We start from the raw sequence: 26,057 nt of genomic DNA on the forward strand, positions 1-26,057 counted from the left end.
GGGAGTATTCAGAAATGTTCATCGTCATAGTAAATGTCACTGTGTTCCTGTAACACAATGAAGATGAGTAATTCATAAGCATTTTTGGACAAATTGAATAGCCACCGACTTGATAGACACCTTTTAGTTAGACAAAATGACTAACAGAGAGGTGCTTATGAGCAGCAAAAGATATCCAGAAGAATTTAAAATTGAAGCGGTAAAACAGGTCACGGAAAAAGGTCATAGTGTGGCTGATGTTGCCAACCGCTTAGGGACGACTACCCACAGCCTTTATGCTTGGGTGAAGCGCTACGGTCCCGACTCCTCCCAACACCAAGCTCAATCTGATGAAAGTGCCGAAATTCGCAGGCTTCGAAAAGAACTGCAAAGAGTCACCGAAGAGCGGGATATACTAAAAAAAGCCGCGGTGTACTTCGCAAGCCAGTCCGACTGAGGTACGCCTTCATCAAAGCCAATCAGTCTATTTGGCCTGTTCGACGGATGTGTAAAATCCTTGGGGTTCATCCCAGTGGTTATTATGCCTGGTTAAAACACCCTGACAGCAAACAAGAGAAACGGCGTAAATATCTTCTCGGGCTTATCAAACAGTTTTGGTTGGAATCAGGCGGGGTTTATGGCTATCGAAAGATATACAGTGACCTACGAGATGAAGGTGAATCCTGTGGGATCAATCAAGTGTATCGCTTGATGAAGCGAGAAGGCTTACAGTCACAACGCGGATATCGTAAACCCAGAGCTAAAGCGGGTACTGAGCATGTCATTTCGGCAAACAAATTAGCCAGAGAGTTCAATCCAACGGCTCCAAATCAATCATGGGTAACCGATATTACCTATATAAAAACACATGAAGGTTGGTTGTATCTTGCCGTTGTTGTTGATCTTTTTTCTAGAAGAGTGATTGGCTGGTCGATGAAAAGTCGAATAACTAAAGAGTTGGTTTTGGATGCGCTTTTAATGGCTATATGGCGACGTTCTCCAATCCAAAAGGTACTTGTACATTCCGATCAAGGTAGCCAGTATACAAGTCACGACTGGAACAAGTTCTTAAAGCAACATGGACTAGAAGCCAGTATGAGCCGTCGAGGTAATTGTCACGATAATGCTGTGGCAGAAAGCTTTTTCCAGCTACTGAAAAGAGAAAGAATCAAACGCAAAATCTACTCCACACGGGGAGATGCTCGCATGGATATCTTTGAATACATAGAGATGTTCTACAACGTGAAGCGCAGGCATGGTTCCAATAATCAATTGTCACCTGTAGAGTATGAGAAGCAATATGAGAGAAGACTAACTAGTGTCTACTGACTCGGTGGCTATTCAGTTCACTTAATATGTTAAAAACTAAACAAACTCTTCTGTATCAATCTCTTGCTGCTGGGCGGAGTTATAGCGGCTGCCGTACACGGTATGATAATTGATGAGCTGATCAAGCTGCTTCAGGATCGCTGGATCCAACACAATATCCTTTGCATCTAAATTTTCTTGCATATGTTCAGCTGAGCGCGTTCCCGGGATGGGCACTGCAAACAGATTCGATAACTATTCACTTACACCGGCAATGAAACAAAACACTTTTTCTTATTTGTATGTACTAAACAATCTGTCACCTGTATCAGGTCCTTTACCACCAGAAATTACCTGAACCTTCGCTCCCTCATACTTGTTATTTGATACTCGTACAGTATACAAATCGTAGCTTTTAAGTAATTCAGTCGAAGAACTTGGGATAACCGTTGTAACAAGTTTTATAGTGTTAGTATCTGGAAGTTGTTCAATCAGGCCAAAAACGCTTTTCCCCGAATTTATAACAGCATCAACAATGATGATTTCTTTACCTTTAACAAATTCTAAATCTTCTTTGGAAACCTTATCATCATTAACAAAAATTATAGATACAGTACTACCAAGCTGTTCAAGCTTGTCTGCAATGCCATTACCAAAGCACAAACCTGCTCGCATCAGAATCAGTACAGCATAGTTTTGCTGTTGGTTTGAAGACCGTGAGATTGGCTCTGCGATAATCTCTCCTAACTGATAGTGTGCATTTCGAAGTTTGTAGCCCATTGACATTGAACTACTTTTACAAATTTCAATCAGTTGATCAACACAATGCATTTGGCAGCTTTCATTTAATATATACATAATTATACTTCTTATAATTCACAACATTTTTTAAGGTTATAAGAAACCCCAGCGTCAAATATTTGCTCAATATTTGTACATCCCATTCCTGTAAAGTAAGACTCCACAGCTGTGTTTAATTTTTCGTGAGCGATCAAATACCCTTGATTTGCCGCTTCTAACATTGGAATGTCGATCATCGAATCACCAATAGCTACTACGTGTTTACCTTTTTCTCTTAGTAGCTTCGCTATTGCTTTCTTGAACAATGGAGTTACAAGGTATTCAATTTCTGATTTACAAGTATTACCTAGCAAAACATCGAAAACTTGATATTTTTCATTAACTAAACTCCAAATATCAAATACACCTGACGTTACACCGATAACAACAGAATCTTTCTGACACGCTAAATAGTCGAATACGTCCTGGCTTAGACTTATCTTTTGCAAAGTTTGAATAGCAGATTCTTCCACTTTAATAGGGTTTTGCTTTCTGTATAGATTCCATACTTTAAAGAATTGGTATGAAGTATACCTATCATTTCTAAATACCGACTTTAGCTCTTCTTTTCTTATTCCCAAATATCTACAAAAATCATAAGTTCCATCATTAATTGAAACTGTCTTATCACAGTCAATAAGGATTATCTGAGTTGACTTTTCTAGTAACTCTTGATGCCTATTATAAAAGTCAAGAGCTGAGGCTTGATTGCAAAGAGTTGATGAGTATGAGTCCAACCAGTAAGAAATAAATTGAACGCTAGATTTAGTATCTTCATCTAAGATGACTAGCTCTTTATTATTATGATTGCAGATATTCTCTAATTCAATTTTTTCAAACTTCTTCCAGTTGCGTACTTGTTCAACAGTAATATCTATGTTTCTTTTTTCACCTTTACTTATTCTTGAAAACTCTACAATCATTTCTGATGGAGTATCCAAATAGAAGAAGTGGTCGTAAGTATTTTCATCCTGTTCTGTGAAAACGATGTTATAAGAATCACTATCGATAAAAGAATAATGACCATCTACGAGCACGAGATCGTATTCTGAATCTTTTTTATCAACTATTTCAGTAAAATTCTCTCGTATAGTATTTTTGCTAGACTCATCTAGACTTTTAAAGGTTTTCTGGAACTTATCCTGAGCAAGAGCATTCAATGTCTTTGACCCCTCAATATGAATCACAGTTAAGGTAGTATTTGCTTGCAAGTAGGCTATTACATTCTTGATAAGATAGTCTTTACCAGCTCTAGACACTCCATAGATAGCTAATTTCATCATTTAACCTCAACATACTTATCGTAGTAGCATTCACCGTCCTCTAGTGGCTTCATCTGGCTCATTTGCAACTCTAGATTCTCTAGATTCATATCGAATACTCCATAATTATAATCTTCATTTCCATAAAACCTGCCACACGGATAGATACCACGTTTAGTAATGAATATATTGGTTCGACCTACTCCACAGAGCGTGCCGTACATCGTACAATCATATTTCTTTTTATTATTTTCATCGAGTTGTCGTACTTCGAACTGACTTCCTTTAAAATCTTCAAGTAAGGATTGATATTCAACTTTTGATATTGTCATACTTTCATCGTGAGAATCAAAAAGACGTGAGAACGTTACATCTTTAAAGTTGTTATCTTCAAGATAAGTTCGCAGTTTAGTTTTATTCAAAATAGTTTGGCTATGCACTGTACAGTTTATAGGTGGCTTATGTCCGAATTTAGACTCATAATTTTTAATTCCATTAAAAACAATATTATATTTCTCTCGACCTAGATTATGAAGTTCTTCGTAACCATCTAATGAAAAGCACATTTTTATCAAATATTTGTGTTCCAAGAAAAAATTCAACATTTTTTCTGTTAACATCGTTCCATTTGTTATGGTATAAAATGCTAAACGTTCAAGATTATTTTGTTTTACATGTTCAATTAGACTAACAATTTTTCTATATTGTAATATAGGTTCACCAGAGCCAACTATCCCAATTTTGAAAACATTTAGATTATTAGTGATTGCATAGTCATTTATATTATTAGCTATTCTTATTAACTCATTAGTAGTAAATTCCTGTGGTACCCCACTTAATTTACCATTACCTTCATTATGAAAATGACAGTAAGCACATTTTAAATTACATTTCTCTCCAAGAGAGATGCAAGCTCGATCAATCATTTTAACTTACCTTTGAATAATTCAAATATCGCACTACTTTTCGGATTGTTAGCATCTAAATAGTCAATTGCAGTTTTGTTATTTCTACACCTAATCATCAAGTCTGTTCTGTCAATTAGCTTTTCGACCATTTTTAGATCGTGTTTAATGCAAGCCTTCATTAAAGGTGTATAACCGTTATTATCTTGTTGGTTTGTACAAGAATCGTGAGATAAAAAGTAATCTGCCGCTTGTAGAAATCCACTCCACGCAGCAATCATTAGTGGTGTATTGCCAGCATTCTTACCTCCACTCCCATAGTCAATGTCTGCTCCGTTTTCTACCAATAGAGTTATCACTTCCATTTTTTTTATCTGTGTGGCGTGATGAATAGCTGAGAATCGGTATTTGTGCTCATCCCTTACATCAAGATTGATGTCTTTTAGTGTGAGGAGATGTTTGATCATTGGTATATCACGATTTCTTACAGCACAAATCAGTGGTGTTAAGCCACTATCAGGACTATGAAAGTTGACATCAACACCCTGCATATCAAAATCCATAGCTTGTTGAAGTTTCTTTCTTTTAACTAAAAATCCGAACTCAATTGAACGTACAACATCATAATCGTTGTCTGTGGTATGGAACTTCTCTATGTACATAGAGGGGGTAATTGCAGTGAGATTTCTTGGCTCTCTAGTCAAAAACTGAAAATAGATATCATCACTTAACAAATACACATCATCGTAAAGGCAAGCTTTGGCTCTCTTGATCGCTACATCAGCGATCTTTTCATCATTGTTCCCATCTGTTTTGTTGGTTTTTTCTATACAAAATTTTGCTTTCTTCTCAGTAATTGATTTCATTGCCAACCAAGCTTTTTGTCTTGTAGAAGGATTACCTCTGTCTTTCAGATTATTCAATTCTGAAACTACTACTTCTGGTATCACGACCTCTTCAAAGAACTCTTCAAGCTCGTCAATGATCGATGGTCTTTTGATCAATGCAGAGGTATCAGCAACGATAACTTTCTTCTTGATTGAAGTGTTTCCAACTAACTCATCAGCCGAAGTTTTGAATATTTTCGACAATTTGAGCAACTGAGACGAAGATGGTTCATTTTTGCCGTTTTCCCAATTTGATATTACAGGTCTTGCAATGTTAAGTTGCTCTGCAAGCTCTTTTTGAGACAGCTTATGTTCATCTCTAAATCTTTTAATATTCTTTCCGATTAACTCTGTCAGCATAATTTACACACATATCCTTTGATTATGCAATCAACACCTTATGTGTATTGAAGCATAACAAGGCGTTAGCCGTAGCACAAGGAATAACTTGTTGATGTATAAATATTTTACGGCGTGTAACTATGCGTGACATATTTTCCTATTGCATAAATTGGTGTGGGGATCACATAAGTAATATTGAGAAAATATTACTTATTTACGAAGGACATCAGGGGCGAAACCGTTTTACCACCCTATCTTCCACCCCAAAATACACTGATTCACAGAACTCCAGATTAAAAAAGGTGCCGACCCTGACTCGATCCAACATACAAAATGCGAGTAATCAATTCACGTAGAGCGGAGGCACGCAGATATTAACCACGTTCTGAACTGGAGCTGTGCAACGAATAACAGCAGGTGGAATGGTTTCTTGTCCGGGCAGGAAAGTTGTTCACTGAGTATGTTAAAAACTAAATAAACTCTTCTGTATCAATCTCTTGCTGCTGGGCGGAGTTATAGCGGCTGCCGTACACGGTATGATAATTGATGAGCTGATCAAGCTGCTTCAGGATCGCTGGATCTAACACAATATCCTTTGCATCTAAATTTTCTTGCATATGTTCAACTGAGCGCGTCCCCGGAATGGGCACGATATGCTCGCCCTGAGCCAGTAACCATGCGAGAGCCAGTTGGGCTGGCGTGATATGGCACTGCTGGGCAATCTGGTGATATTCGCTTAACAAGCGGAGGTTTTGCTCAAAATAAGGAGACTGAAAACGGGGCATATGATTGCGGATATCTGTGGATTCCAGCGTGGTGACATCATGAATACCGTTCGCTAAGAACCCACGGGCGACCGGGCTGAAAGCCACCAGCGTAATTCCTGACTGACGACACGCTTCCAGTACTGCAATTTCAGGGTTCCGGGTCCACAGCGAGTATTCACTCTGGACGGCTTTAATCGGGTGAACCGCCTGTGCTCTGGCAAGGGTTGCAGCCGAGATCTCCGACAAACCGATGGCTCCGATTTTTCCTTCCTGAACCAATCCGGCCAGCGCTGCGACACTTTCTTCGATGGGCGTGTCGGGATCAAGACGATGCAGATAATAGAGATCAATATAGTCGGTATTGAGCCGGCGCAGACTGTGCTCACACTGCACTTTGATACTCTCCGGTCTGCCATCGATCCTTTTCTTTCCGCTGGCCGGGTCGATATACATTCCGCATTTACTGGCGAGGAAAACGGAATCCCGCTTCCCTTGCAGCGCCTGACTCAGCAGTTCTTCATTGGCACCTTTACCGTAAAGTGTCGCGGTATCTAAATGGCGATAGCCCATTTCTAAAGCGGCATGAATCGCGTCAATACCCGCCTGTTTCGAAACAGATGTGCCATAGGCATGAGATAGGTTCATACAACCCAGACCGATTCGTGGTGAACCGAACAGACTATCGTTCATTATTCCGCTCCATAGGATTGGCTCAATCCGTTATTGGTTAAAGCCGTACTTTGTTAAGACCCGTACTTTGTTAAGACAATGATTTGTTGCAACATCTAGCGGTTAAAGCACTGCTCGATTTGATACAGCGTTTCCATCGCAGGTAAACATTGTGCAACGCTGCTGTTGGGTTCGCGTCCCTGCAAAATAGCGGAGATAAATTCACGATCCTGCAACTCAATGCCATTATCGGAAATGGCGACATCACTGAGGTCAATCTTGTTATCGTATCCGTCAAACAGATCATCATAGCGCGCAATATAAGTGCCGTTGTCACAGATATAGCGGAAGAATGTGCCCAGCGGACCATCATTGTTAAACGAAAGCGACAGTGTACAGAGTGCGCCGCCCGGAACCTGCATCCCGATACTCATGTCCATCGCAATGCCAAGCTCCGGATGTTCCGGCCCTTGCATTCCCTGAACTTTACATGCGGTCTCACCGGTTTGGTACTGGAACAGATCCACAGTATGACAGGCATGATGCCACAGCAGATGGTCCGTCCATGTCCGGGGCTGACCCAGCGCATTTTTATTGGTCCGGCGGAAGAAATAGGTTTGTACGTCCATTTGCTGAATTTTTAATTCACCCGCAACAACTTTGTTGTGAATCCATTGATGGCTCGGGTTAAAACGGCGGGTGTGTCCGGCCATTGCCACCAGACCGGTGCGTTGCTGAACTTCAACCAGTCTGCGCGCATCTTCAATATTATCGGCCATTGGAATTTCAACCATGACATGTTTGCCGGCTTCCAGGCACTGAATCGCTTGCTGCGCGTGCAACTGGGTCGGCGTAGCAAGAATAACGGCATCAACATCATCACAGGCTAAGGCGTCGGCCAGATCGGTACTGTAATGAGGAATATTTCTTTCTGCGGCAATGTCCTTAAGTGAGTCAAGGTCAGCACCGACAATAGAGGTAATGAGCACATCATCAATGGCACCAAGCGCATCCAGATGTTTTGTACCAAAAGCACCAGAAGCGCCAGCAACACATATCTTCATTATTCTTTTTCTCCTGAATTGGCTTTCGTAAATTCTTATCGGTCTATAGCGTCGTTGTATGCGCCATAGGAGCGTTGAGTGGAATTACTCTAACACCCTCGCAGCAGGTTGAATAATTCAATAACTAATAGAGGTATTCAAAAATGAAAATATGGCGAACGATTTTGCTAATATTTGTACGCATCCGCTGCCTGACGTAACAGGGTTAAAAATGATTGCTGTGCCGGTGTGGGCTGCCAGTTTTTACGCACCGTAATCCCAATCGGACGACGTGTATGATTGAGTTCATAAGGGAAAATACGCAGTAAGCCTAAGGACCGTTCGCGTTCAATCTGGTGGCTGGAGATCAGCGTCAGACGGTCGCTGCCGAGTAGTAATTCACGTATCAATATTTGCGAAGTCGTTTCAACCACATTGGTGGGAAAAGGGCTGTCCTGATCGGCAACAGTCTGATCGGTAAACAGACTGTCAAAGAAATCACGGGTCGGTGCGCCGCGCCGAGGAACCACCCACGGATACTGAGCCAGTAACGCCAGAGTGATATTCGGTTCATTCTCTAACGGATGCCCTTGCCGGCCAACGACAGTCAGTGGTGGTGAGATCAGCTCCTCCTGCAAAATATCATCCGCAGGAGCCGGAAAACGTAAAGCACCCAGTAAGAAATCCAGCTCACCGTGGCGCAGGTGATTTAAGAGATCGTGGTATGGCGCATCAAGGATATCCAGCTGCACATTCGGGTGCTGTTCCGTAAACTGGTTGATCGCCTGCGGTAAGATAGACGTACGTGCCAGCGGCATACTGCCGACAATGATTTTCCCGACCTCACGGGACTGCAAAGCACTGATTTCAGAATAGGCCTGAGTGATCTCGTTAAATCCGAGTTTTGCGGCGGTACTCAGCGATTTCGCCGCCTTGGTGGTACTGATTCCGGTATTGGTTTTTTCAAACAGTGTCACGCCCATCAGGTGTTCGAGTTCACGGGCAGCACGATGCAGTGAAGACTGAGACACGCCGATATTCCGGCTGGCAACCGTGAAATTTTCTACATCACTGACAGCCATTAAAGCGCGTAACTGGGTGGTCGTCAGCTGCGGTAAGATTTTGCTGACGCATCCGCCCTCATCCCGGTTTTTGCGTATCGCTTCTTTGAGCCCTTGTTCTATATGCTCCATACAACGCGATACCCGGTTGAAATACACCTTCCCTTCCACGTTGATGTACATGCCATCGCTCTGTCTTTCAAATAATGAGGTATCGAGCTGTCGTTCCAGTTTCGCTAATGCCTGGGTAATCGCTGGCTGAGAAAGGAAAACCTTCGGTGCTGCCTGACTGATACTGTGGCATTTCGCGACTTCCAGAAAAACACGTAAGTGACGCAGATTCGGAATTGGAACCGTTTTATCCGACATGATTTTTAGCTTGTTCGATTACAGGATTCTAAAAATCTAATAGGCCCGGATTCAAATTGAAATAGCTAAACCAGTGGGTTAGATAAATACTGTAGTGGCTGTCACATTGGAATATAAATTTATTTACAAATGTGCAACATAAATCACAGCAATGATAAAAACTAATGAATTAAGAGTGTCCAAGACTGTCGTTAATGTATTGAATTAAAGCAGAATTTGGCCTCATTCTCAGGATGACAAGAGAATCTTAACATGATAATTGACTGCCACGGCCATTACACAACCACGCCTCCTCAGGTTGGTGCTTACCGGGATAAACAGAAGGAACAAGTCCGGAAAGATCCCGCCTTTATCGGGGAAAAAGGTCAGATCATCATTAGCGATGATGACATTCGTGAATCAATAATGAATAACCAGCTTCGCTTACAACAAGAGCGCGGTACGGATTTAACTATTTTTTCGCCACGGGCAAGCTGGATGGGTCATCACATCGGTAACGAACACACCAGCCAGTACTGGACTGAGCATCAGAATGACCTGATTCGCCGTGTGTGTGACCTGTTTCCGGATAATTTTGTCCCTGTGGCTCAGTTACCTCAGTCTCCGGGAGTTGATCCAGCCAAGTCTGTTCCTGAGATGATTCGTACTGTTGAAGAAATGGGATTTATCGGGATCAACCTTAACCCGGACCCGAGCGGCGGTCACTGGCATGGCAGCGCCTTATCAGATCGCTCGTTTTATCCGATTTATGAAAAAATGGTGGAATACGATATTCCGGCCATGGTGCATGTCAGCGCGGCATGTAACGAATGTTTCCACACGACCGGATCACATTATCTCGGCGCAGATACTACAGCGTTCCAGCAACTGATGATGTCTGATGTGTTTAAAGATTTTCCGGAACTGAAAATTATCATTCCTCATGGCGGAGGCGCAGTGCCCTACCACTGGGGACGTTTCCGGGGACTCGCTCAGGATCAGGGATTTGATCTGGAAGAGCGGGTACTGAATAACATTTTCTTTGATACCTGTGTTTACCATCAGAAAGGGATCGATCTGCTGCTTGATGTCATTCCGACCCGGAACATCCTGTTTGCTTCAGAAATGATTGGGGCAGTCCGCGGTGTTGACCCGGAAACCGGTCACTATTTTGACGATACCAAACGTTATATCGATGCAAACCAGTTGCTTAGCCCGGAGCAAAAACAAGCCATTTTTGAGCACAACACACTCAATGTTTTTAGCCGCCTGAAGGCACAACTCGCAAAGAATAGTGGAGTATAAAATATGACCGAAACTGTTGTTGTTCAAAATATTGAACGCGCACCGCAAGCAGTCATTGACGGATTAGCACAATGCGGCGTGGCGACGATTCACGAAGCGCAGGGTCGCTGTGGCTTGCTGGCGGATTATATGCGCCCGATTCAGATGGATGTGTGTGTCGCGGGTTCGGCCCTGACTATCAGTGGCGCTGCCGGTGATAACTGGATGATGCATGTTGCAATTGAGCAGGCTCAGGCCGGCGATATGTTAGTTTTCGCCCCCAGTTCTCCGGCAAATCACGGCTTTTTTGGCGATTTGTTGGCGACTTCAGCTCAGGCACGCGGTGTGGTGGGATTAATCATCGACGGCGGTGTGCGCGACACCCGGGATCTGCGGCAGATGAACTTCCCGGTCTGGTCTAAGCACATTTATTCACAGGGGACAATTAAAGAGACTTTAGGCAATGTGAATCTGCCTTTAGTCTGCGCTGATGCACTGATTCATCCGGGAGATGTGATCGTCGCCGACGATGATGGTGTGGTTGTTGTCCGGCGTGAACGGGCAGCAGAAGTACTGCAACTGTCACAAGAGCGCATTGAACGTGAAGAAGCCAAACGTGTCCGTTTAGCCAATGGTGAGTTAGGTCTGGATATTTACGACATGCGTCCGCGCCTAAAAGCAAAAGGGCTGAAATATGTCTGATGGCATTCCCTGCATGTGGATGAGAGGCGGCACTTCAAAAGGCGCCTACTTTTTAGCGGCTGATCTTCCCGCTGACCCGGAGCAACGCGATGCGCTGTTACTCTCAATTATGGGCTCGCCGGATGCGCGGCAGATCGACGGGATTGGCGGCGCGGATCCGCTGACATCAAAAGTTGCGGTGGTGAAACCTTCCCAGCGCGATGATGCGGATGTCGACTATCTCTTCTTGCAGGTTTTTGTCGATCAGGCGCTTGTGACGGATGCGCAGAACTGCGGCAACATTCTAGCCGGTATCGGACCATTTGCTATCGAACGTGGTTTGGTTGAGGCCGCAGAAGGCACAACCTCAGTGCGTATCTTCATGCAGAATACCGGACAAACTGCCATAGCCAGAGTACAAACACCCGCTAAGCAAGTGACTTATCAGGGCGCGGCGAAAATTGACGGCGTTCCCGGAACATCAGCACCGGTCGCAGTTCAGTTCAATGACATTGCCGGTTCAAGTTGTGGCGCTTTACTTCCCACGGGTTCAGTCAAAGACTGTATCGATGGGGTTGACGTAACACTAATCGACAACGGTATGCCGGTGGTGATCATGCGGGCTAAAGACATGGGCATTACCGGCAGAGAATCGCGGGAAGAACTTGAAGCCAATGAGTCACTCAGACACAAACTGGAGTCGATTCGTCTTCAGGCCGGACCGAAGATGAACCTGGGTGATGTGACGAAAAAGTCAGTGCCGAAAATGACCATGATTACTGAGCCGACTCAGGGCGGAGCCATTACAACCCGGACTTTTATTCCGCACCGTTGTCATGCTTCTATCGGGGTTCTCGGCGCCGTCAGTGTTGCCACCGCTCTGGTGCTGCCCGGTTCGGTCTCTGAAGGTCTGGCTGAAATACCATCGGGTGAGAGTAAATCGCTTTCCGTTGAGCACCCGATCGGTGAAATGACGGTGATTCTTACCCTCCCGGAGCAAGGTGAAGTGATGTCAGCGGCGATATTGCGCACAGCACGTAAGCTGTTTGACGGTGCAGTATTTCCGCATCAATACCAACAAATATAACAATAACGACAGCAGTAAAACAGTTAACCAATAACGACAAGGTAACCCATATCATGGATAAGGACTACTTACCCTATCACCCAAATCCTTCAAAACCTGAGTTCAGGGTTCCTGAAGGTGCAGTAGACGCACATTGCCACGTTTTTGGCCCGGCAGAACGTTTTCCGTATCATCCCAAACGTAAATATACCCCTTGTGATGCGCCGAAAGAGTCGTTGTTTGCTTTACGTGACAAGCTGGGTTTTCAACGCAATGTGATTGTTCAGGCTTCTTGTCACAGCACAGATAACTCGGCATTAATCGATGCCCTGCAAACCGCTGGCCCGCTGGCTCGGGGGGTTGCAGTGGTAGATCAGAGCATCACAACAGAAGAGCTTCAGACCATGGATAAAGCGGGAATCCGCGCCGTGCGGTTTAACTTTGTGAAGCGTCTGGTCGACAGCACTCCCCGGGAAGTATTTATCGATATCGCCAATAAAATCAAACCGCTGGGCTGGCATATTGTGGTTTATTTTGAGCCACAGGATCTTGAGGACTTAATTCCATTTCTGAATGACCTGAATATCACCATTGTGATTGACCATATGGGCCGTCCGGATGTTACTCAGGGTGTGGAAAGCGAAGGTTTCCGGCGTCTGATTTCCTTCATGGAAAATAACGATAAAATCTGGGTCAAAGTCAGTTGTCCGGAACGTCTGACCCAGACGGCACCGGATTATTCCGATGTCGTTCCTTTTGCCAGAGCGCTGGTTGATCAATTCCCGGACCGGGTATTGTGGGGCACAGACTGGCCGCATCCGAATATGAAATCTCATATGCCGGACGACGGAAAACTGGTGGATGTGATTCCGCTGATCGCAACCGATGCCGACAAGCAACAGCAGTTGCTAGTCACCAATCCATTACGGTTATATTGGCCAGAGGAGTGCTGAACATGAGCGATGATATCGATTTGGCAACGATAAAATTTGATGGGCAGATGTCCGTCAGGGGTTATCCTCTGAACAAAATGTGTTACTCGTTTAACGGTGCAGAGGGGCGCGAAGCGTTTAAGCGTAACGAAGCTGCATACTGCGATAAGTTTGGTTTGAGCGAGGCACAAAAAGCGGCGGTTTTACAGCGTGATATTCTTGGCATGCTCAAAGAAGGCGGCAGCATCTATTATCTGGCGAAATTTGCCGGTTTACTCGGATTGAACGTTCAGGATGTGGGCGGATTGCAAACCGGTCAGACGACAGCAGAATTTCAGGCATATTTAGATAGTCAGGGACGGGGAAAACATCATGGCTAAAATCATCGGCGGAATTACCTCCTCTCATATTCCTGCTATCGGCATGGCAATGGATCGCGGCTTAGAAGACACCGACTACTGGCGTGATTTCTTCGCCGGTTATCCACCTGTCCGCGACTGGATGAATAAAGAGCAGCCCGACATTGCGATCATTTTTTATAACGATCATGGTCTGGAAATGTTTCTGGATAAAAAACCAACCTTTGCACTCGGCTGTGCACCTGTGTATGAAAATGCCGATGAAGGCTGGGGAATTGCAACCATCCCTACGGTCACCGGTGAAACCGAGCTTTCCTGGCACATTGCCAATACTCTGATTGAAGATGATTTCGACCCGGCTATCTGTCAGGAAATCAAAGTCGATCATGGTTTAACGGTGCCGCTTTCTCTGATGTACCCGGATAAACAGTATCAGCACATTAAAGTTATTCCGGTCTGTATTAACTGCGAACGTCATCCGATGCCGAAACCATCACGTTGTTATGCGTTTGGTCAGTCGATTGGCCGCGCGGTTGAATCGTTCGCCGGTGATCAGAAAGTGGTGGTGCTGGGCACAGGCGGATTATCTCACCAACTGGATGGGCAACGCGCCGGTTTTATTAACACCGACTTTGATCTGGAATGTATGGATAAACTGGTCGATGACCCAGTCGCATTAACCCGGTATACAAACGACGATTTGATTGAAATCGCCGGAGCACAGGGCGTAGAGCTCAACATGTGGATTGCGATGCGCGGTTGCCTGCTGGGGAATGTCACTGAAGTCCACCGCAACTATGTGGCTCCGATCTCTAACACAGGCGCAGGTTTACAACTGTTGCTGAACGAATAAATTATTCTGTTCCTTTAATTACTGCTTTCACCCAACTCTTGGCCAGGTTTTCTCATACCTGGCTTTTTTTCATTCCGGCTAATGCATTTCTGCCTATATCAAAAATGAATAGCTTGGTTGAATGAATCAAATAGCAATTCCACCTAGAAGGGTTACTATTAGCTCACATGAGATATAACTTTTTGTTTACATCATTAGCTCAGCTGTGTAAATACAACGGTACAAATACAGATGTAGTGAATTGTAATCATAGGCTTGTCTGCGGATGAAAATATCTGGGTAAATAAGAATTTAATCCGGTCATCCTGTGTCATCATTGCAAAAGAGTCTCAACATATCTGGAGACCTTTTACGAGAGTGTGTTTTGTAACTACATGATTACATCCTCTCTTTTTATGTTAAATCGGGTTCTTAAATTTGAATAATCTCTTGTTTGGTTGATTCAAAATTTCTGGTGCTTTTATAAAAGACGGGCAGCTTGATTACCCCGACTTCAAACATAGAAAATAGCAAACCGGTAAACAACAAGTTTAAATTGGGTTACACCGTAACCTGATAAGGAGTAGAACAATGAAATTAGGTCTGGTAGGACAACGTATTCAAAAAAGTCAGTCAAAAAAATTACATGAATACTTAGGCGAGTATTACAACCTCGGCGCAACCTATGATTATTTCGATATCGAGCTGGATGGTCATCAGGCTTTGGAAGACAAACTGGCGGAGCTGAAAGAACAGGGTTACCGGGGCGTCAATGTCACTTTCCCGTATAAAGTCTGGGCGTGGGATCTCATCGAACAAAGAGAGCACACCGATCCGACTCTGGGCGCATTGAACACCGTTGTGCTGAATGAAGATCAGATCAAAGGCACCAACACTGACTGCACCGGATTCGCCCGGGCATTGCAAACCGGCCTTGAAGGGAAAAGTGCCGGTAAAGTGCTGTTAAAAGGAACCGGCGGCGTCGGCCGTGCGATCGCTTTCGGGCTGGCGCGTTGTGATGCAGAACATATCTACCTTTACGACGAATCAGCCGATAGCCAGACCACCCTGCTTCATGCACTCACTGGCGCGGGTATTTCTGCCTCTATCGTGGAAAAACAGGATATCGATGCCTGTGCCAGACAGTGCGATGGCTTAGTCAATGCTACACCGATTGGTCACTATACCATGCCGGGTTCGCTCTTCCCTGCCGAATTATTAGGTTCACAAAGCTGGGCATTTGATGCGGTTTACACGCCGGTGATGACTCAGTTTCTCACCGATGCGCAAGCCGCAGGACTGACACTCATCACCGGGTTTGAACTGTTCTTGTATCAAGGCATTGATGCATTTGAATTTTTCACCGGAGTGAAGGTTGATCCTGAAGTAGTACGCAGCTACTTCGCCGAAACCGGAAAATAAAAAAAATGAATTAGGGGAAAGATATGAAACGTTCTATTGCGACAGTCAGCATCTCAGGAACGCTCGAAGATAAATTTAACGCCGCAGCTCAGGCTGGTTTCGATGGGATTGAGATTTTTGAGAATGACCTCACTCAATCGGCAATGAGTCCGGTTCAGGTGCGCCAGTTGGCTGAATCGCTCAATCTGGAAATCATTGCACTTCAGCCATTCCGGGACTTTGAAGCAATGCCGGATGCGCTGCGCAGCAAGAACTTTTACCGGGCGCAAAAGAAATTTGAGCTGATGCATGAACTCGGCACCAAAAATCTGATGGTCTGTTCGAACGTTTCTCCTTTCACCATCAATGATCCGGCACGGGCGGCGCATGATCTCTATGAATTAGCCGAACTGGCAAACAAAGAAGGCTTCCATATCAGTTATGAAGCACTCGCCTGGGGCATTCATACGAAAGATTATAATCAGGCATGGGAAATCGTAAAACAGGCCGATCACGATCAGCTTGGTATTGTCCTTGATACCTTTCATATGTTTGTTCGTGGCAATACGCTTGATCTGCTGCGCGACGAGATCCCACTCGATAAAATATCACTCGTACAGGTCGCCGACGCGCCTCGCTTGCAGATGGATTCGCTCTACTTCAGCCGTCATTTCCGCTGTTTCCCCGGTCAGGGTGACTTGCCGGTCGTCGACTTTGCTCGTTGCCTGCGTGAAAAAGGATTTCAGGGCTACCTTTCTCATGAGATTTTCAATGATGAGTTCCGCGCTTCATCACCCTATGAAAAAGCGGTCGATGGAATGCGTTCGCTATTATGGCTGGAAGAACAATCAGAGCTGCCTCTTTGCGATGAGAAAACAGAGGTTCCCAGTGTTGAAAACATTGAGTTTGTTGAAGTGGCATCCGGTGGCGAAGCCGGTGAACAGTTCGTCAATCTGTTTCAGGCGCTCGGCTTTCAGGAAACCCATCGCCACAAGTCAAAAGACATTACACTGATGCGTCAGGGCGATATCAATATCGTACTGAACCGCGAGCCGGAAAGTCAGGCTCATCAGCACTTTGAAAAGCATGGCGCTTCAATATGTGCACTGGGCTTTGCCGTCAATCGTATCAGCGAACTGCTCAGTAAACTGGATTACTACCGTTGCAGCCAGTTTCAGAACCAGACCGGCCCCGGAGAGCTCAATATTCCGGCGATTCGCGGGGTTGGTGACAGCTTAATCTACTTTGTCGAAAATCAGGACAACTATAAATTTTATGACATTGATTTTGCTAAACTCGCTCAGCCTGATGCCGATCAGCCGTCGCAACGGAATCTGGGATTAAAAGCGATTGACCATTTGGGTCAGACCGTCGCTCCGGCAGATTATCTGCACACGTCTTTCCATTATCGCTCTCTGTTTGATTTTGATATTACACCCACTCAGGATTTACCTGATGTCTACGGTTTGGTCGTGAGCCGGGTTGCTTCCAATTCAACCCATAAAGTTCGCATCCCGATCAATATGTCGATGGCGAGTGACGCTTCCTCACAGCGTTTCTTAAAACATACCAACGGCGCAGGCGTACAACAGATTGCGTTTGCATGTGATGACATTTTTGCCGCAGCCGATCAGGTTGATAAAAGCTATGTATTAGAGATTCCGGACAACTACTACCGGGACCTTGAAGCCCGTTGCCAGTTGGATGAAGCATTTCTTGCCCGCCTGAAGCAGTTCAATCTACTTTATGATGAGAATGCTGACGGTCAGTTCCTGCACTTCTATACCCGCGAGATTAACGGTGTTTTCTTCGAAGTGCTGCAACGGATAGGCGACTACGGTAATTACGGAGAGATCAACGCTCACATTCGTCTGGCTTCTCAGGCCAGAGAAACCGCCAAACAGCGCTAAACCCACCCGCTCCATTCTCTTTCTGTTCCCGACAATGTAACAAGCCACCTGCTCTACGCGGTGGCTTTGAAACGCTTAGTGAAGGTTTACTGGCTCATAGTTAGTTCTGAGCGAACTTAACTCTGATTTTGCTTTTGGCCACAGTTGATAGATTTAGGTTTTCAACAGCTGCTTTTGCTTCTTTCTCGTCAGGCATTTCAATAAATGCGAAGCCTTTTGACAGGCCCGTTTCCTGGTCTAATACTAAGTTACATTCTGTGACCGTACCGTAAGTTGAGAACAGAACGCGGATTTCATGTTCAGTCGTTTTTCGCTCTAAATTGCGAACTAGAAGTTTCATAATGATTGCCTTATATAGAATACTGGCCAAGTGTGTCAGTTAAGTGGTAACAAGCCAAGTAAATACGTCGTTGAACTGGAAATTTTGCACATAACAAGCGCGTCAAAGGCGACGCTCGTACCTCGCGCGCTTTACGCGGGCGTTAGAAATCTCAGGAAGAATATCACTTTGAATGATCAGGAAAATGAATCACTAGTAAAAAAGACAGTGGGAATACTTGCCGCTGTTGCAGCTTTCGTCGTTTCTGCAATCGCCATCTATGAGTTTGCAATAAAACCTGATGGGCCAAAGATAGAGGTAGTTTTTGCTTTAACTGGTACAAATGAAATAACAATTGCCCCTGAAGTTAAATCACAAAGGGCAGAATGGACAGAAATCTTCCCTTTAGGCCTTCAGATAATTAACTCAGGAGATACTGAAGCAAAGAATGTGAGCATATATTTAGAAAGTGCTCGGAATTTAGCGCTAGTTTCCCAGGGGGTCAAAATTGAGCCCCATCTAGTATTTAACAATAATGGTATTGATATGGTTTCTCACCAGATAAAGGTAGAAAGTATTAATCCCGGTCAAAAGATACATCTTGATAATGATCTTTATGGGTACACAGAGAACCATGTTGATTTGGCCGTAGATGTTACCTTTAAAGATGGCGTTTCTGGTGTTATCCCAATGTCTGTGACTTTAACCCACGATCTCAAAGTAAAAGTTTCAGCTTCAAATATGGTTCAAACTGAACTGCCATTAAAGTTGACTCTAGGCCGCCTAGATATACTCTCTGAAAAGCCAGGGGTTATATTTCAGTATACAGACGGCGTTCTTACTAAATATCGCGGTAACATTTCTAACAAATCAAGCAGCGGGACGCCATAACCGGCGCCCCTTCTTGAGGCGTTAGCCATCACTAAAGTCCGCAGCAATAACATACCGTACTAATATTACTTATGCAGCTATGATCGAGAGGGATTATTTGACATGAGAAATATTGAAATAAGTGATTCAACGTATAGTGAGCTAGCAAAGTTGGCAGAACCTTTTGAATCACCTGATTCTGTTATTGCCAGGTTAATTCTGGAGCACGGAGCTAGTTTTGAACCAGCTAAAGATCGTACGCCTCAAAATGGTCGTCTTTTTTCAAATAGAGAAATACAAGAACGTATATCACGGGTAGCTTCAAAGCTTACACCATCTAAATTGCATGAGCTATGTGACGCTTCGTATTCAAAGGAAACGTTTGGAATCAATTTCCCTTTGTTAGTTCGGCTTCCGGTGGGGGCTCGACAGGAAGATAAAAGCAATTTAGTAAAATCAGCTGATGGGGTAAATAGATGGACATGGAAGTTTGGTTTTATTAGTGATGGTTACGAATATGCCATTTGTACTCAATGGTATGATTATAATGATAAAAATGTAAAATATTGGCTTAGCCGTTACGAAAGTGAAGGCTAACAAACGCGTCAATTAGGACGCTCGCTAGCTCGCGCCTATTACGCGGGCGTTAACTGGCAAGGAGAGAAATGGAAGTTCAGCTAGTAAAAATAAAACGAGAAGAACGGCACGTGCTTGAAAATTTGTTCTGCTATTACGTATACGACATGTCAGAGTATATGAAATGGAATCCGGATAAAGATGGTACGTTTGGGGGCTACGATGTTTCAAAGTTCAACCCTTATTGGGAGCTAGACGACCATATTCCGTATTTTATAAAGGTGAATAATGAACTTGCAGGGTTTGTACTAATTCGTCGATATCCTAGTGACTTAACATTATACGACATTGCTCAATTTTTTGTTCTTCGCAAGTTCAAAGGTCAGGGCGTGGGTACGGACATTTTGGCGCAAATCGTTAAAGCTTTTCCTGGTAAATGGCAAATTCGAGTTCTTCTGGAAAACTCCGGTGCACTAAGTTTCTGGAAATCTGCTGTTTCGAGTATCGTAGGTGAAGATTACAGGTTGTCAAAAGCGAATGATGTCGATCTTCTAATGTTCTTTATACACTTCGAGACAGCCAGTTAACAAGCGGTTCAAGAGGGACTACCAACGCTTGGCGGATTTAGTTCAAATTATAGTGGTTTAATAATCCCGGACACCATTTCAGATAGAAAAATCACCATCACAGAAAAAGAGTTCTATGACAAAACAACGTTGCTCCTTTTCAGCAGAATTTAAACTCGAAGCCGCCAGTCTGGTTCTCGATCAAGGGTTATTCCGTTGAAGCTGGTTATCCTCATGGAAGAAGGATTAAGGACAGAAAACAAAACAGGTCAGGCTTATTCAGGCCTGACCTGTTTCATTTCGAACGATTGCAAGGACTATTTTAATGATGGAAATCAGGCATAGCTCTTTCTCAATACACATGACTTAATTTTTGGCCAGAATGGTGTATTAGACAGATAAATCAGTGTGATCGATACAAATAGAACGATTGAGATCGGACTCGTGAAGATGCTCGCAATTACAGCATATAAATTATCATCTTCAGATAATAATGCCCGGCGCCAGTTTTGATCCATCAGATCACTCAGTATCACACCAAGAATAACCGGGGCAACCGGGTAATTATAGACTTTGAAAAAGTAACCCACGATACCGAAACCTAACGCCCACCAGACATCCGTAATCGAATTGGTAATCGCATACGAACCCACGATCGACAAGATCATAATCAGAGGAATTAATATCCCTTTCGGACAACTCACCAGCTTGGTAAAAATACGAATTCCCGTCAGGCCGAAGATTAAAACAAAAATATTAGCCAGCACCAGATTGCCCACGGTAAACCAGAAAATTGTTGGGTTCTCAACCAGCAGTAGAGGACCGGGATTTAAGCCATGAATATACAACGCGCCAATAAATACCGCTGTCACAGCATCACCGGGAATACCGAGAGTCAGCATCGGAATATATGCCCCGCCGACTGCCGCATTATTTGCCGCTTCGGGCGCGATTAATCCTTCTCTGGCACCCTGACCAAAAGGAACTTCAGGATTTTTGGTGGTCCGTTTCGCATGGTCATACGCCATCAGCGCTGCAATATCACCGCCAGTACCGGGCAAAGCACCGATCGTCACGCCAAGCAGAGAGCTCTGTAAGCTCAAAGGAAGATAACGCCGGACATCGGCCCACTCCGGGATGATTTTTGTCAGCTTCTGCTTCACTGATGCTTTATCCATATGATGGAGTTGATTGAGTGCTTCAGAGACACCAAACATCCCGATCATTACGGCAACAGGGCTGATTCCATTCCATAATTCGACAATACCAAAAGTAAAACGCTCTTCAGCAGTCAGTGAATCCAGACCAACAGTGCCAACCAGAATTCCTAAAGCTCCGGTGAACATCCCTTTGGCAAAACTCCCCTGAGATAAAGAACTGATTAGCATAATGCCAAGCATACCCAACATCAGATAATCACGCGGCTGAAACTTAATGGCAAACTGGCTGACTACCGGGGCTGCAACAACCAGTACAATGATGCCGACAAAACCACCGATAACCGACATCACGGTTGATAGTCCAATTGCCCGGCCAGCTTCGCCTTTCTGCGCCATAGGATAACCATCAAGGGCTGTCGCAATCGCGGAAGGTGCGCCAGGGATATTGAGCAAGATCGCGGTACGAGAACCGCCATAAACTCCGCCCATAAACACACCAACCATCAGACATAACGCATTGTTGATATCCCACGAAAAAGTAAATGAGATAAGAATAGATACAGCCATAGTGACTGATAACCCGGGAATCGCTCCGATATAAACACCTAAAAACGTGCCTAATGCAGTTAAAAATAACAGCTGAGGAGAAACCCAGGATATCGCAAAATTTTGAATAACGTCGAGCATGATGACTTCCTAAATTATGCAAACCAGTGAGCGATATAAGCTAAGATCTCTCCTTCAGGAACAATTCCTTCCGGTAAGACAACAGAAAAAGCCAGACGAAATATCGCATATATCACGAAGATAGATAAAAGAGAAATAAATAGCGTTCTGACCATACCGTTCTTATACAGAACAGATATAGACACGATCAAGAACACAAGCGAAGTAATTAAAAACCCAATACTTTCTAAGAGAACAGAATAAGTAATAACGAGCGCAATCATGAATGAAACAAGATTGGGAATAACTTGCTTTTTAAATGCTGAAAAAGTGAATTTTGTCTTATTTTTCCCATAATTATTAACGACGGTAACACAAGAAAAAACCAACATGATAAATGCAGCACTCATCGGGAAAACCCCTGCCGAACTTAATGTGCTGAATCCTGAAATTTTATAGGCTTGCCATAATAAAAATATACTTACACCGACCATCAATAAACCAAATACGGTTTCTCCAGGTACTTTAGATTCTTGGGTCTGCATATTTTACACCTTTTATTCGAGAGTCCAGATAAAATAGTGGCAGACACATCTGCCACTATTTTCTGGATATAACTATTTTTATTTATTGTGCACGAGGTATATCAAATTCTTCAGGAGAATGTTTAGCAATACCATTTTCATACACTAACCATGACGCAACTGAACGGAAACGGTTCAGGTATTGCTTCGCAGCATCACCGGTCAGGTTAAGCACGGAGAGTCCACGCTGTTTCAGTATATTGCGGAATTCTGCTGAGTCAGCTGCAACATTGAAAGCGTGAGTCAGCTTTTCGATAGCTTCCTGAGGGGTTCCTTCTTTCACAAACACGCCAAAAAATGGGCTGTAAGGGAGCTGAGGCGCGAGATCCGGGTAGTATGCAGTAATTGGTTTCACGTCCGGCAGATCAGCATTTGCTGTTTTGTCCAGCAAACCGATCACTTTTAGCTGGCCAGATTTGATGTACTCTTTTGCGGCACTAAATGTCGCTGGCTCCATATCAATCGCACCACCTAAAAGCGCTGTGATTGCCGGGCCGTCGCCATTATATGGAATCGTTTTTACATCAAGCTTTGCCTGTGAGTTGAGCAGTGCCATCATGATGGAAGGAAGACCGCCAGGGCCAGTTGAACCGACTTTCACTTCTCTCGGGTGTGCCTGCACGTAATCGACAAATTCTTTGATGTTGTTGTATGGTGCATCGCTGCGTACCACAAAGATCGATGCTGCCTGAGCCAGTACATTGATTGGCACCAAATCGCTGTAGTCGATATTTGCTAATCCCATGACTTTATAGAGCTGTGGGTTTTCTGCGCCCATGAGAACCGTGTAACCATCATTCTTTTTCGCATAGACGTATTTGGTCGCAATCACACCAACACCGCCGGGACGGTTGGTCAGGATGAAATCACCGCCAAGTACTTCTTCAGCTTTTGGTGTGACTGAACGCATGACCGTATCGGTTGCACCACCAGCAGACCATTGAATAATCCCCTGAATGTCCTTCTCCGGGTAAGCAGCATATGCCATCGATGAGCTCAGACATAATGTGCCAAGTAGCAGTTTAATTGAGTTCTTCATGTTCTCTTCCATTTTGATGTTGCGCTTTACAATAATGAGGGATTGGTACTCCACCTTGCGGTGCAATCGGCATCCTCAACATTACCCTCATCTGTACAGTCTTATTGTGTTGTCGTTGACCATATCAAACAAGAGACCTTAAATTCCACCCTTAGATAATAAGCAGACTACCTATTCAAATCGAATTCAATTTTGTTTATGTGTATTCAAAATTTGAACGCGATAAGAAAGGGGGCTGAAGCTAATCAGGTCGTTAAAAATAACATTGAATGATAACGGATGTACAAAAATTATTTTTAGTTATACAAAATCAAGGAGTTGATACTAATATTGCTTTCATTATCAAGAGCAGTCCGAGGTGAAAAGTGTGAACTTGGATATAAATTAAAGTGAATCATTTATCATATCGGGTGGATGAGCCTGTGGGTTTACCGGGTAGGATCGGTGGATACCGGGACTGATGAAAACGATACTTCGTCTGTCAGATGTGACCGGCTATTGACCAAAGGTCAGCATGATGATGCCTCCTGACAACATTTTGGCCTATTCAGCCATGATGACCAGTGTCAGATGATAAACGGTTGTTACTCTGAATCCGATGCTCAGAAACGGCGCCATGTGAAATAGTTATCTTTCTAAAAATTAATTTAACTATTGACGCCATATCCGTTTGTTCTGCAAATTTCCTTATTTGCAGAACGTTTCAATATACAATGCTTCGACCTTCTCTCTTGCCCATTGAGTTCTGCGCAAAAACTTTAATGACGATTTAATCGATGGGTTATTGTAGAAACAGTTGATTTGAATTTCTGCATCTAAACCTTCCCAACCATAATGTTCTTGTAAACGCACAAGGATCTTTTCTAACGTCAGACCGTGAAGTGGGTTATTGGGCTGTTCCTGACTCATTTCCGGAAGTTCCTACAGTACCTGAATTTAAAGACAGAGTTTACCAGAATAAGCCTGGCTATTTGCAGTTTTCGCCAAGTGAAAGCCCTACATAGAACCCAACCAGCATTCAGGTCTCAGTCACTTCAGCCACGAAAGCACGGTTTCAGCCTTTGGCACACCTCCCGAATGGACAACCTGTTCATCCATCACCACACCGGGCGTCGACATCACACCATAGAGCATAATGGTTTCTAAGTCGGTGACTTTCTCAACCGTCACATCAACCCCCTGCTCTTGTGCAAGTTCCTCGATCAGCCGGGCAGTGTTCACGCAATTGGCACAGCCAGAACCCAATACTTTAAATACTTTCATCTGCTTCTCCTAAAAATTCCAGTAAGGTAAGTTAAATATCCATCCCATCAGGGTAAATGCTGTCAGTAACAGTACCAGCAGCAGCCCTAATAACCGCCACTGCATCACCTGTTTGAGCATTACAAACTCAGGCATACTCGCAGCAACCGTACTCATGCAAAATGCCAGAGTCGTCCCGATGGGTAAGCCGTTTTTCAGTAAACTTTCCATAATGGGAATGACTCCCGTCGCGTTAGAGTAGAGCGGAATTCCCATCAGAACCGATGCAGGGACAGTCCACCACTGCCCTGCACCTAGATGTGCCTGAATCCAGCCATCAGGCACAAAACCGTGTAAACCCGCACCGATACCGACACCAATCAAGACCCATTTCCAGACTCTGCCGACAATTTCCTTCATCTCAGTTTTTGCAAACACATGGCGTTCCGCCAGTGTCATTCCACTGTCAATGGAATCGTCGGGAAGCGGGTGGGAATGTTGCTCCACATCCGAATTATCTTTTGTATTCGGCTGATTTTTTGCTTTAGGCTTATTTGCTGCGTTAGACATAGCCTTCGCCACAAATGGCTGTAACCAGCGTTCGGCACCGATACGGTCCAGAAACCAGCCACTGAATACACCGATCAGCATGCCGATGACGATATACATCACGGTAAATTTCCAGCCCAGTAAACTGAATAAAAGTAAGATAGCGACTTCATTAATCAGTGGTGAAGTGATTAGAAATGCCATGGTGATTCCCAGAGGAATTCCGGCAGAGGTAAAACCAAGAAAAACAGGAATGCTGGAACAGGAACAAAACGGAGTGATCACACCAAAGAAGCTGCCGGTGAAGTAGCCGAACAACCGCCTTTTCCCGGCTAAATAATCGCGGACCTTCTCGACATTCAATGCCGCACGGAACAGTGCAATGACATAAATCATGACGACCAACAGCACCATGATTTTGCTGGTATCTTCGATAAAAAAATGGACTGCGTCTGCTAACTTTGTCCCGCTTTGCAACGTGAATAACCGGTATGTCATCCAGTCGGCAAGATAGGTAAAAACCTCAAACATCTGTGCGCCTCATTGTTTTCGTAACAACGAATCGTTCTTGTGATAACACTTGTCCTTGTGATAACAATCGTTCTTACGA

Annotated in this window: 27 protein-coding genes; 12 read left to right on the forward strand and 15 right to left on the reverse strand. The window is 44.1% G+C overall.

Features of this window, described 5'->3' with window-relative positions:
* Positions 1-157 precede the first annotated feature (157 nt).
* Positions 158-1,308 (forward strand): IS3 family transposase gene (locus OCU74_RS20660; RefSeq protein WP_087483081.1). Its coding sequence is split into 2 segments (ribosomal slippage): positions 158-395 and positions 395-1,308, totalling 1,152 coding nucleotides; the frame shifts between segments, so codons are not numbered across the junction.
* A 36-nt stretch (positions 1,309-1,344) separates the two neighbouring features.
* Here OCU74_RS20660 and OCU74_RS20665 read toward each other — a convergent pair.
* The 8 genes from OCU74_RS20665 to OCU74_RS20700 all read right to left on the reverse strand — a co-directional run bounded on the left by OCU74_RS20665 (position 1,345) and on the right by OCU74_RS20700 (position 9,432).
* Positions 1,345-1,491: a hypothetical protein gene (locus OCU74_RS20665; RefSeq protein ID WP_159457472.1), complete on the reverse strand. Its 147-nt coding sequence runs from the start codon at positions 1,489-1,491 to the stop codon at positions 1,345-1,347.
* 90 nt (positions 1,492-1,581) lie between these two features.
* Positions 1,582-2,145: a uracil phosphoribosyltransferase gene (locus OCU74_RS20670; protein WP_087482551.1), complete on the reverse strand. Its 564-nt coding sequence runs from the start codon at positions 2,143-2,145 to the stop codon at positions 1,582-1,584.
* Positions 2,146-2,156: 11 nt separating this feature from the next.
* Positions 2,157-3,410: an AAA family ATPase gene (locus OCU74_RS20675; protein WP_087482552.1), complete on the reverse strand. Its 1,254-nt coding sequence runs from the start codon at positions 3,408-3,410 to the stop codon at positions 2,157-2,159.
* Entirely contained in the window at positions 3,407-4,315 is a 909-nt protein-coding gene (locus OCU74_RS20680; RefSeq protein WP_087482553.1) for a radical SAM protein, read from the reverse strand. Before OCU74_RS20680 ends, OCU74_RS20675 begins: the two co-directional genes overlap by 4 nt.
* Positions 4,312-5,541, reverse strand: a complete 1,230-nt coding sequence (locus OCU74_RS20685) for an ankyrin repeat domain-containing protein (protein ID WP_087482554.1) — start codon at positions 5,539-5,541, stop codon at positions 4,312-4,314. Before OCU74_RS20685 ends, OCU74_RS20680 begins: the two co-directional genes overlap by 4 nt.
* Positions 5,542-5,993: 452 nt before the next feature.
* On the reverse strand, positions 5,994-6,980 hold the full coding sequence (locus OCU74_RS20690; protein ID WP_087482555.1) for an aldo/keto reductase: 987 nt from the start codon (positions 6,978-6,980) through the stop codon (positions 5,994-5,996).
* A gap of 95 nt (positions 6,981-7,075) precedes the next feature.
* The gene (locus OCU74_RS20695; RefSeq protein ID WP_087482556.1) at positions 7,076-8,023 is read right to left on the reverse strand and encodes a Gfo/Idh/MocA family oxidoreductase; all 948 of its coding nucleotides are present in this window, start codon (positions 8,021-8,023) and stop codon (positions 7,076-7,078) included.
* 167 nt (positions 8,024-8,190) lie between these two features.
* Positions 8,191-9,432 carry a LysR family transcriptional regulator gene (locus OCU74_RS20700; RefSeq protein WP_087482557.1) on the reverse strand — a complete coding sequence of 414 codons (1,242 nt, stop codon included), beginning with the start codon at positions 9,430-9,432 and terminating at the stop codon, positions 8,191-8,193.
* Positions 9,433-9,684: 252 nt separating this feature from the next.
* Between OCU74_RS20700 and OCU74_RS20705 the strand changes: the two genes are divergently transcribed.
* The 8 genes from OCU74_RS20705 to OCU74_RS20740 all read left to right on the forward strand — a co-directional run bounded on the left by OCU74_RS20705 (position 9,685) and on the right by OCU74_RS20740 (position 17,876).
* Entirely contained in the window at positions 9,685-10,716 is a 1,032-nt protein-coding gene (locus OCU74_RS20705) for an amidohydrolase family protein (RefSeq protein ID WP_087482558.1), read from the forward strand.
* 3 nt (positions 10,717-10,719) lie between these two features.
* The gene (locus tag OCU74_RS20710) at positions 10,720-11,397 is read left to right on the forward strand and encodes a 4-carboxy-4-hydroxy-2-oxoadipate aldolase/oxaloacetate decarboxylase (protein WP_087482559.1); all 678 of its coding nucleotides are present in this window, start codon (positions 10,720-10,722) and stop codon (positions 11,395-11,397) included.
* Entirely contained in the window at positions 11,390-12,463 is a 1,074-nt protein-coding gene (locus tag OCU74_RS20715; protein WP_087482560.1) for a 4-oxalomesaconate tautomerase, read from the forward strand. Before OCU74_RS20710 ends, OCU74_RS20715 begins: the two co-directional genes overlap by 8 nt.
* A gap of 53 nt (positions 12,464-12,516) precedes the next feature.
* On the forward strand, positions 12,517-13,395 hold the full coding sequence (locus tag OCU74_RS20720; RefSeq protein ID WP_087482561.1) for an amidohydrolase family protein: 879 nt from the start codon (positions 12,517-12,519) through the stop codon (positions 13,393-13,395).
* 2 nt (positions 13,396-13,397) lie between these two features.
* Positions 13,398-13,754 (forward strand): protocatechuate 3,4-dioxygenase, encoded by a 357-nt coding sequence (locus OCU74_RS20725; protein WP_087482562.1) that lies wholly within the window; start codon positions 13,398-13,400, stop codon positions 13,752-13,754.
* The gene (locus OCU74_RS20730) at positions 13,747-14,586 is read left to right on the forward strand and encodes a class III extradiol dioxygenase family protein (RefSeq protein ID WP_087482563.1); all 840 of its coding nucleotides are present in this window, start codon (positions 13,747-13,749) and stop codon (positions 14,584-14,586) included. The genes OCU74_RS20725 and OCU74_RS20730 overlap by 8 nt, the downstream gene beginning before the upstream one ends.
* Before the next feature lie 570 nt (positions 14,587-15,156).
* Positions 15,157-15,987 carry a shikimate dehydrogenase family protein gene (locus tag OCU74_RS20735; RefSeq protein WP_087482564.1) on the forward strand — a complete coding sequence of 277 codons (831 nt, stop codon included), beginning with the start codon at positions 15,157-15,159 and terminating at the stop codon, positions 15,985-15,987.
* Positions 15,988-16,010: 23 nt separating this feature from the next.
* Positions 16,011-17,876: a bifunctional sugar phosphate isomerase/epimerase/4-hydroxyphenylpyruvate dioxygenase family protein gene (locus OCU74_RS20740; protein WP_087482565.1), complete on the forward strand. Its 1,866-nt coding sequence runs from the start codon at positions 16,011-16,013 to the stop codon at positions 17,874-17,876.
* Between the two features lie 100 nt (positions 17,877-17,976).
* Here OCU74_RS20740 and OCU74_RS20745 read toward each other — a convergent pair whose 3' ends face one another.
* Complete coding sequence (locus OCU74_RS20745) at positions 17,977-18,216, reverse strand: RNA recognition motif domain-containing protein (protein ID WP_087482566.1); 240 nt, start codon at positions 18,214-18,216, stop codon at positions 17,977-17,979.
* Between the two features lie 168 nt (positions 18,217-18,384).
* On the opposite strand from OCU74_RS20745, the gene OCU74_RS20750 reads away from it, so the two are divergent.
* The 3 genes from OCU74_RS20750 to OCU74_RS20760 all read left to right on the forward strand — a co-directional run bounded on the left by OCU74_RS20750 (position 18,385) and on the right by OCU74_RS20760 (position 20,228).
* The gene (locus OCU74_RS20750) at positions 18,385-19,086 is read left to right on the forward strand and encodes a hypothetical protein (protein ID WP_143693296.1); all 702 of its coding nucleotides are present in this window, start codon (positions 18,385-18,387) and stop codon (positions 19,084-19,086) included.
* Positions 19,087-19,188: 102 nt separating this feature from the next.
* Positions 19,189-19,662, forward strand: coding sequence for a hypothetical protein (locus tag OCU74_RS20755; RefSeq protein ID WP_087482568.1), 474 nt, complete (start codon positions 19,189-19,191; stop codon positions 19,660-19,662).
* A gap of 68 nt (positions 19,663-19,730) precedes the next feature.
* Complete coding sequence (locus OCU74_RS20760; protein WP_087482569.1) at positions 19,731-20,228, forward strand: GNAT family N-acetyltransferase; 498 nt, start codon at positions 19,731-19,733, stop codon at positions 20,226-20,228.
* A gap of 314 nt (positions 20,229-20,542) precedes the next feature.
* Here OCU74_RS20760 and OCU74_RS20765 read toward each other — a convergent pair whose 3' ends face one another.
* The 6 genes from OCU74_RS20765 to OCU74_RS20790 all read right to left on the reverse strand — a co-directional run bounded on the left by OCU74_RS20765 (position 20,543) and on the right by OCU74_RS20790 (position 25,978).
* Entirely contained in the window at positions 20,543-22,054 is a 1,512-nt protein-coding gene (locus tag OCU74_RS20765; protein ID WP_087482570.1) for a tripartite tricarboxylate transporter permease, read from the reverse strand.
* A 14-nt stretch (positions 22,055-22,068) separates the two neighbouring features.
* A complete protein-coding gene (locus OCU74_RS20770; RefSeq protein ID WP_087482571.1) occupies positions 22,069-22,578 on the reverse strand; it encodes a tripartite tricarboxylate transporter TctB family protein in 510 nt (169 codons plus the stop codon).
* Between the two features lie 82 nt (positions 22,579-22,660).
* A complete protein-coding gene (locus tag OCU74_RS20775; RefSeq protein WP_087482572.1) occupies positions 22,661-23,656 on the reverse strand; it encodes a tripartite tricarboxylate transporter substrate binding protein in 996 nt (331 codons plus the stop codon).
* 687 nt (positions 23,657-24,343) lie between these two features.
* On the reverse strand, positions 24,344-24,565 hold the full coding sequence (locus tag OCU74_RS20780) for a VF530 family protein (RefSeq protein WP_087482573.1): 222 nt from the start codon (positions 24,563-24,565) through the stop codon (positions 24,344-24,346).
* A gap of 120 nt (positions 24,566-24,685) precedes the next feature.
* Positions 24,686-24,919: a thioredoxin family protein gene (locus OCU74_RS20785; protein WP_087482574.1), complete on the reverse strand. Its 234-nt coding sequence runs from the start codon at positions 24,917-24,919 to the stop codon at positions 24,686-24,688.
* A 9-nt stretch (positions 24,920-24,928) separates the two neighbouring features.
* Positions 24,929-25,978 carry a permease gene (locus OCU74_RS20790; protein WP_087482575.1) on the reverse strand — a complete coding sequence of 350 codons (1,050 nt, stop codon included), beginning with the start codon at positions 25,976-25,978 and terminating at the stop codon, positions 24,929-24,931.
* Between the last annotated feature and the right edge of the window lie 79 nt (positions 25,979-26,057).

The organism is Vibrio mangrovi (assembly GCF_024346955.1).
GTDB lineage: Bacteria > Pseudomonadota > Gammaproteobacteria > Enterobacterales > Vibrionaceae > Vibrio > Vibrio mangrovi.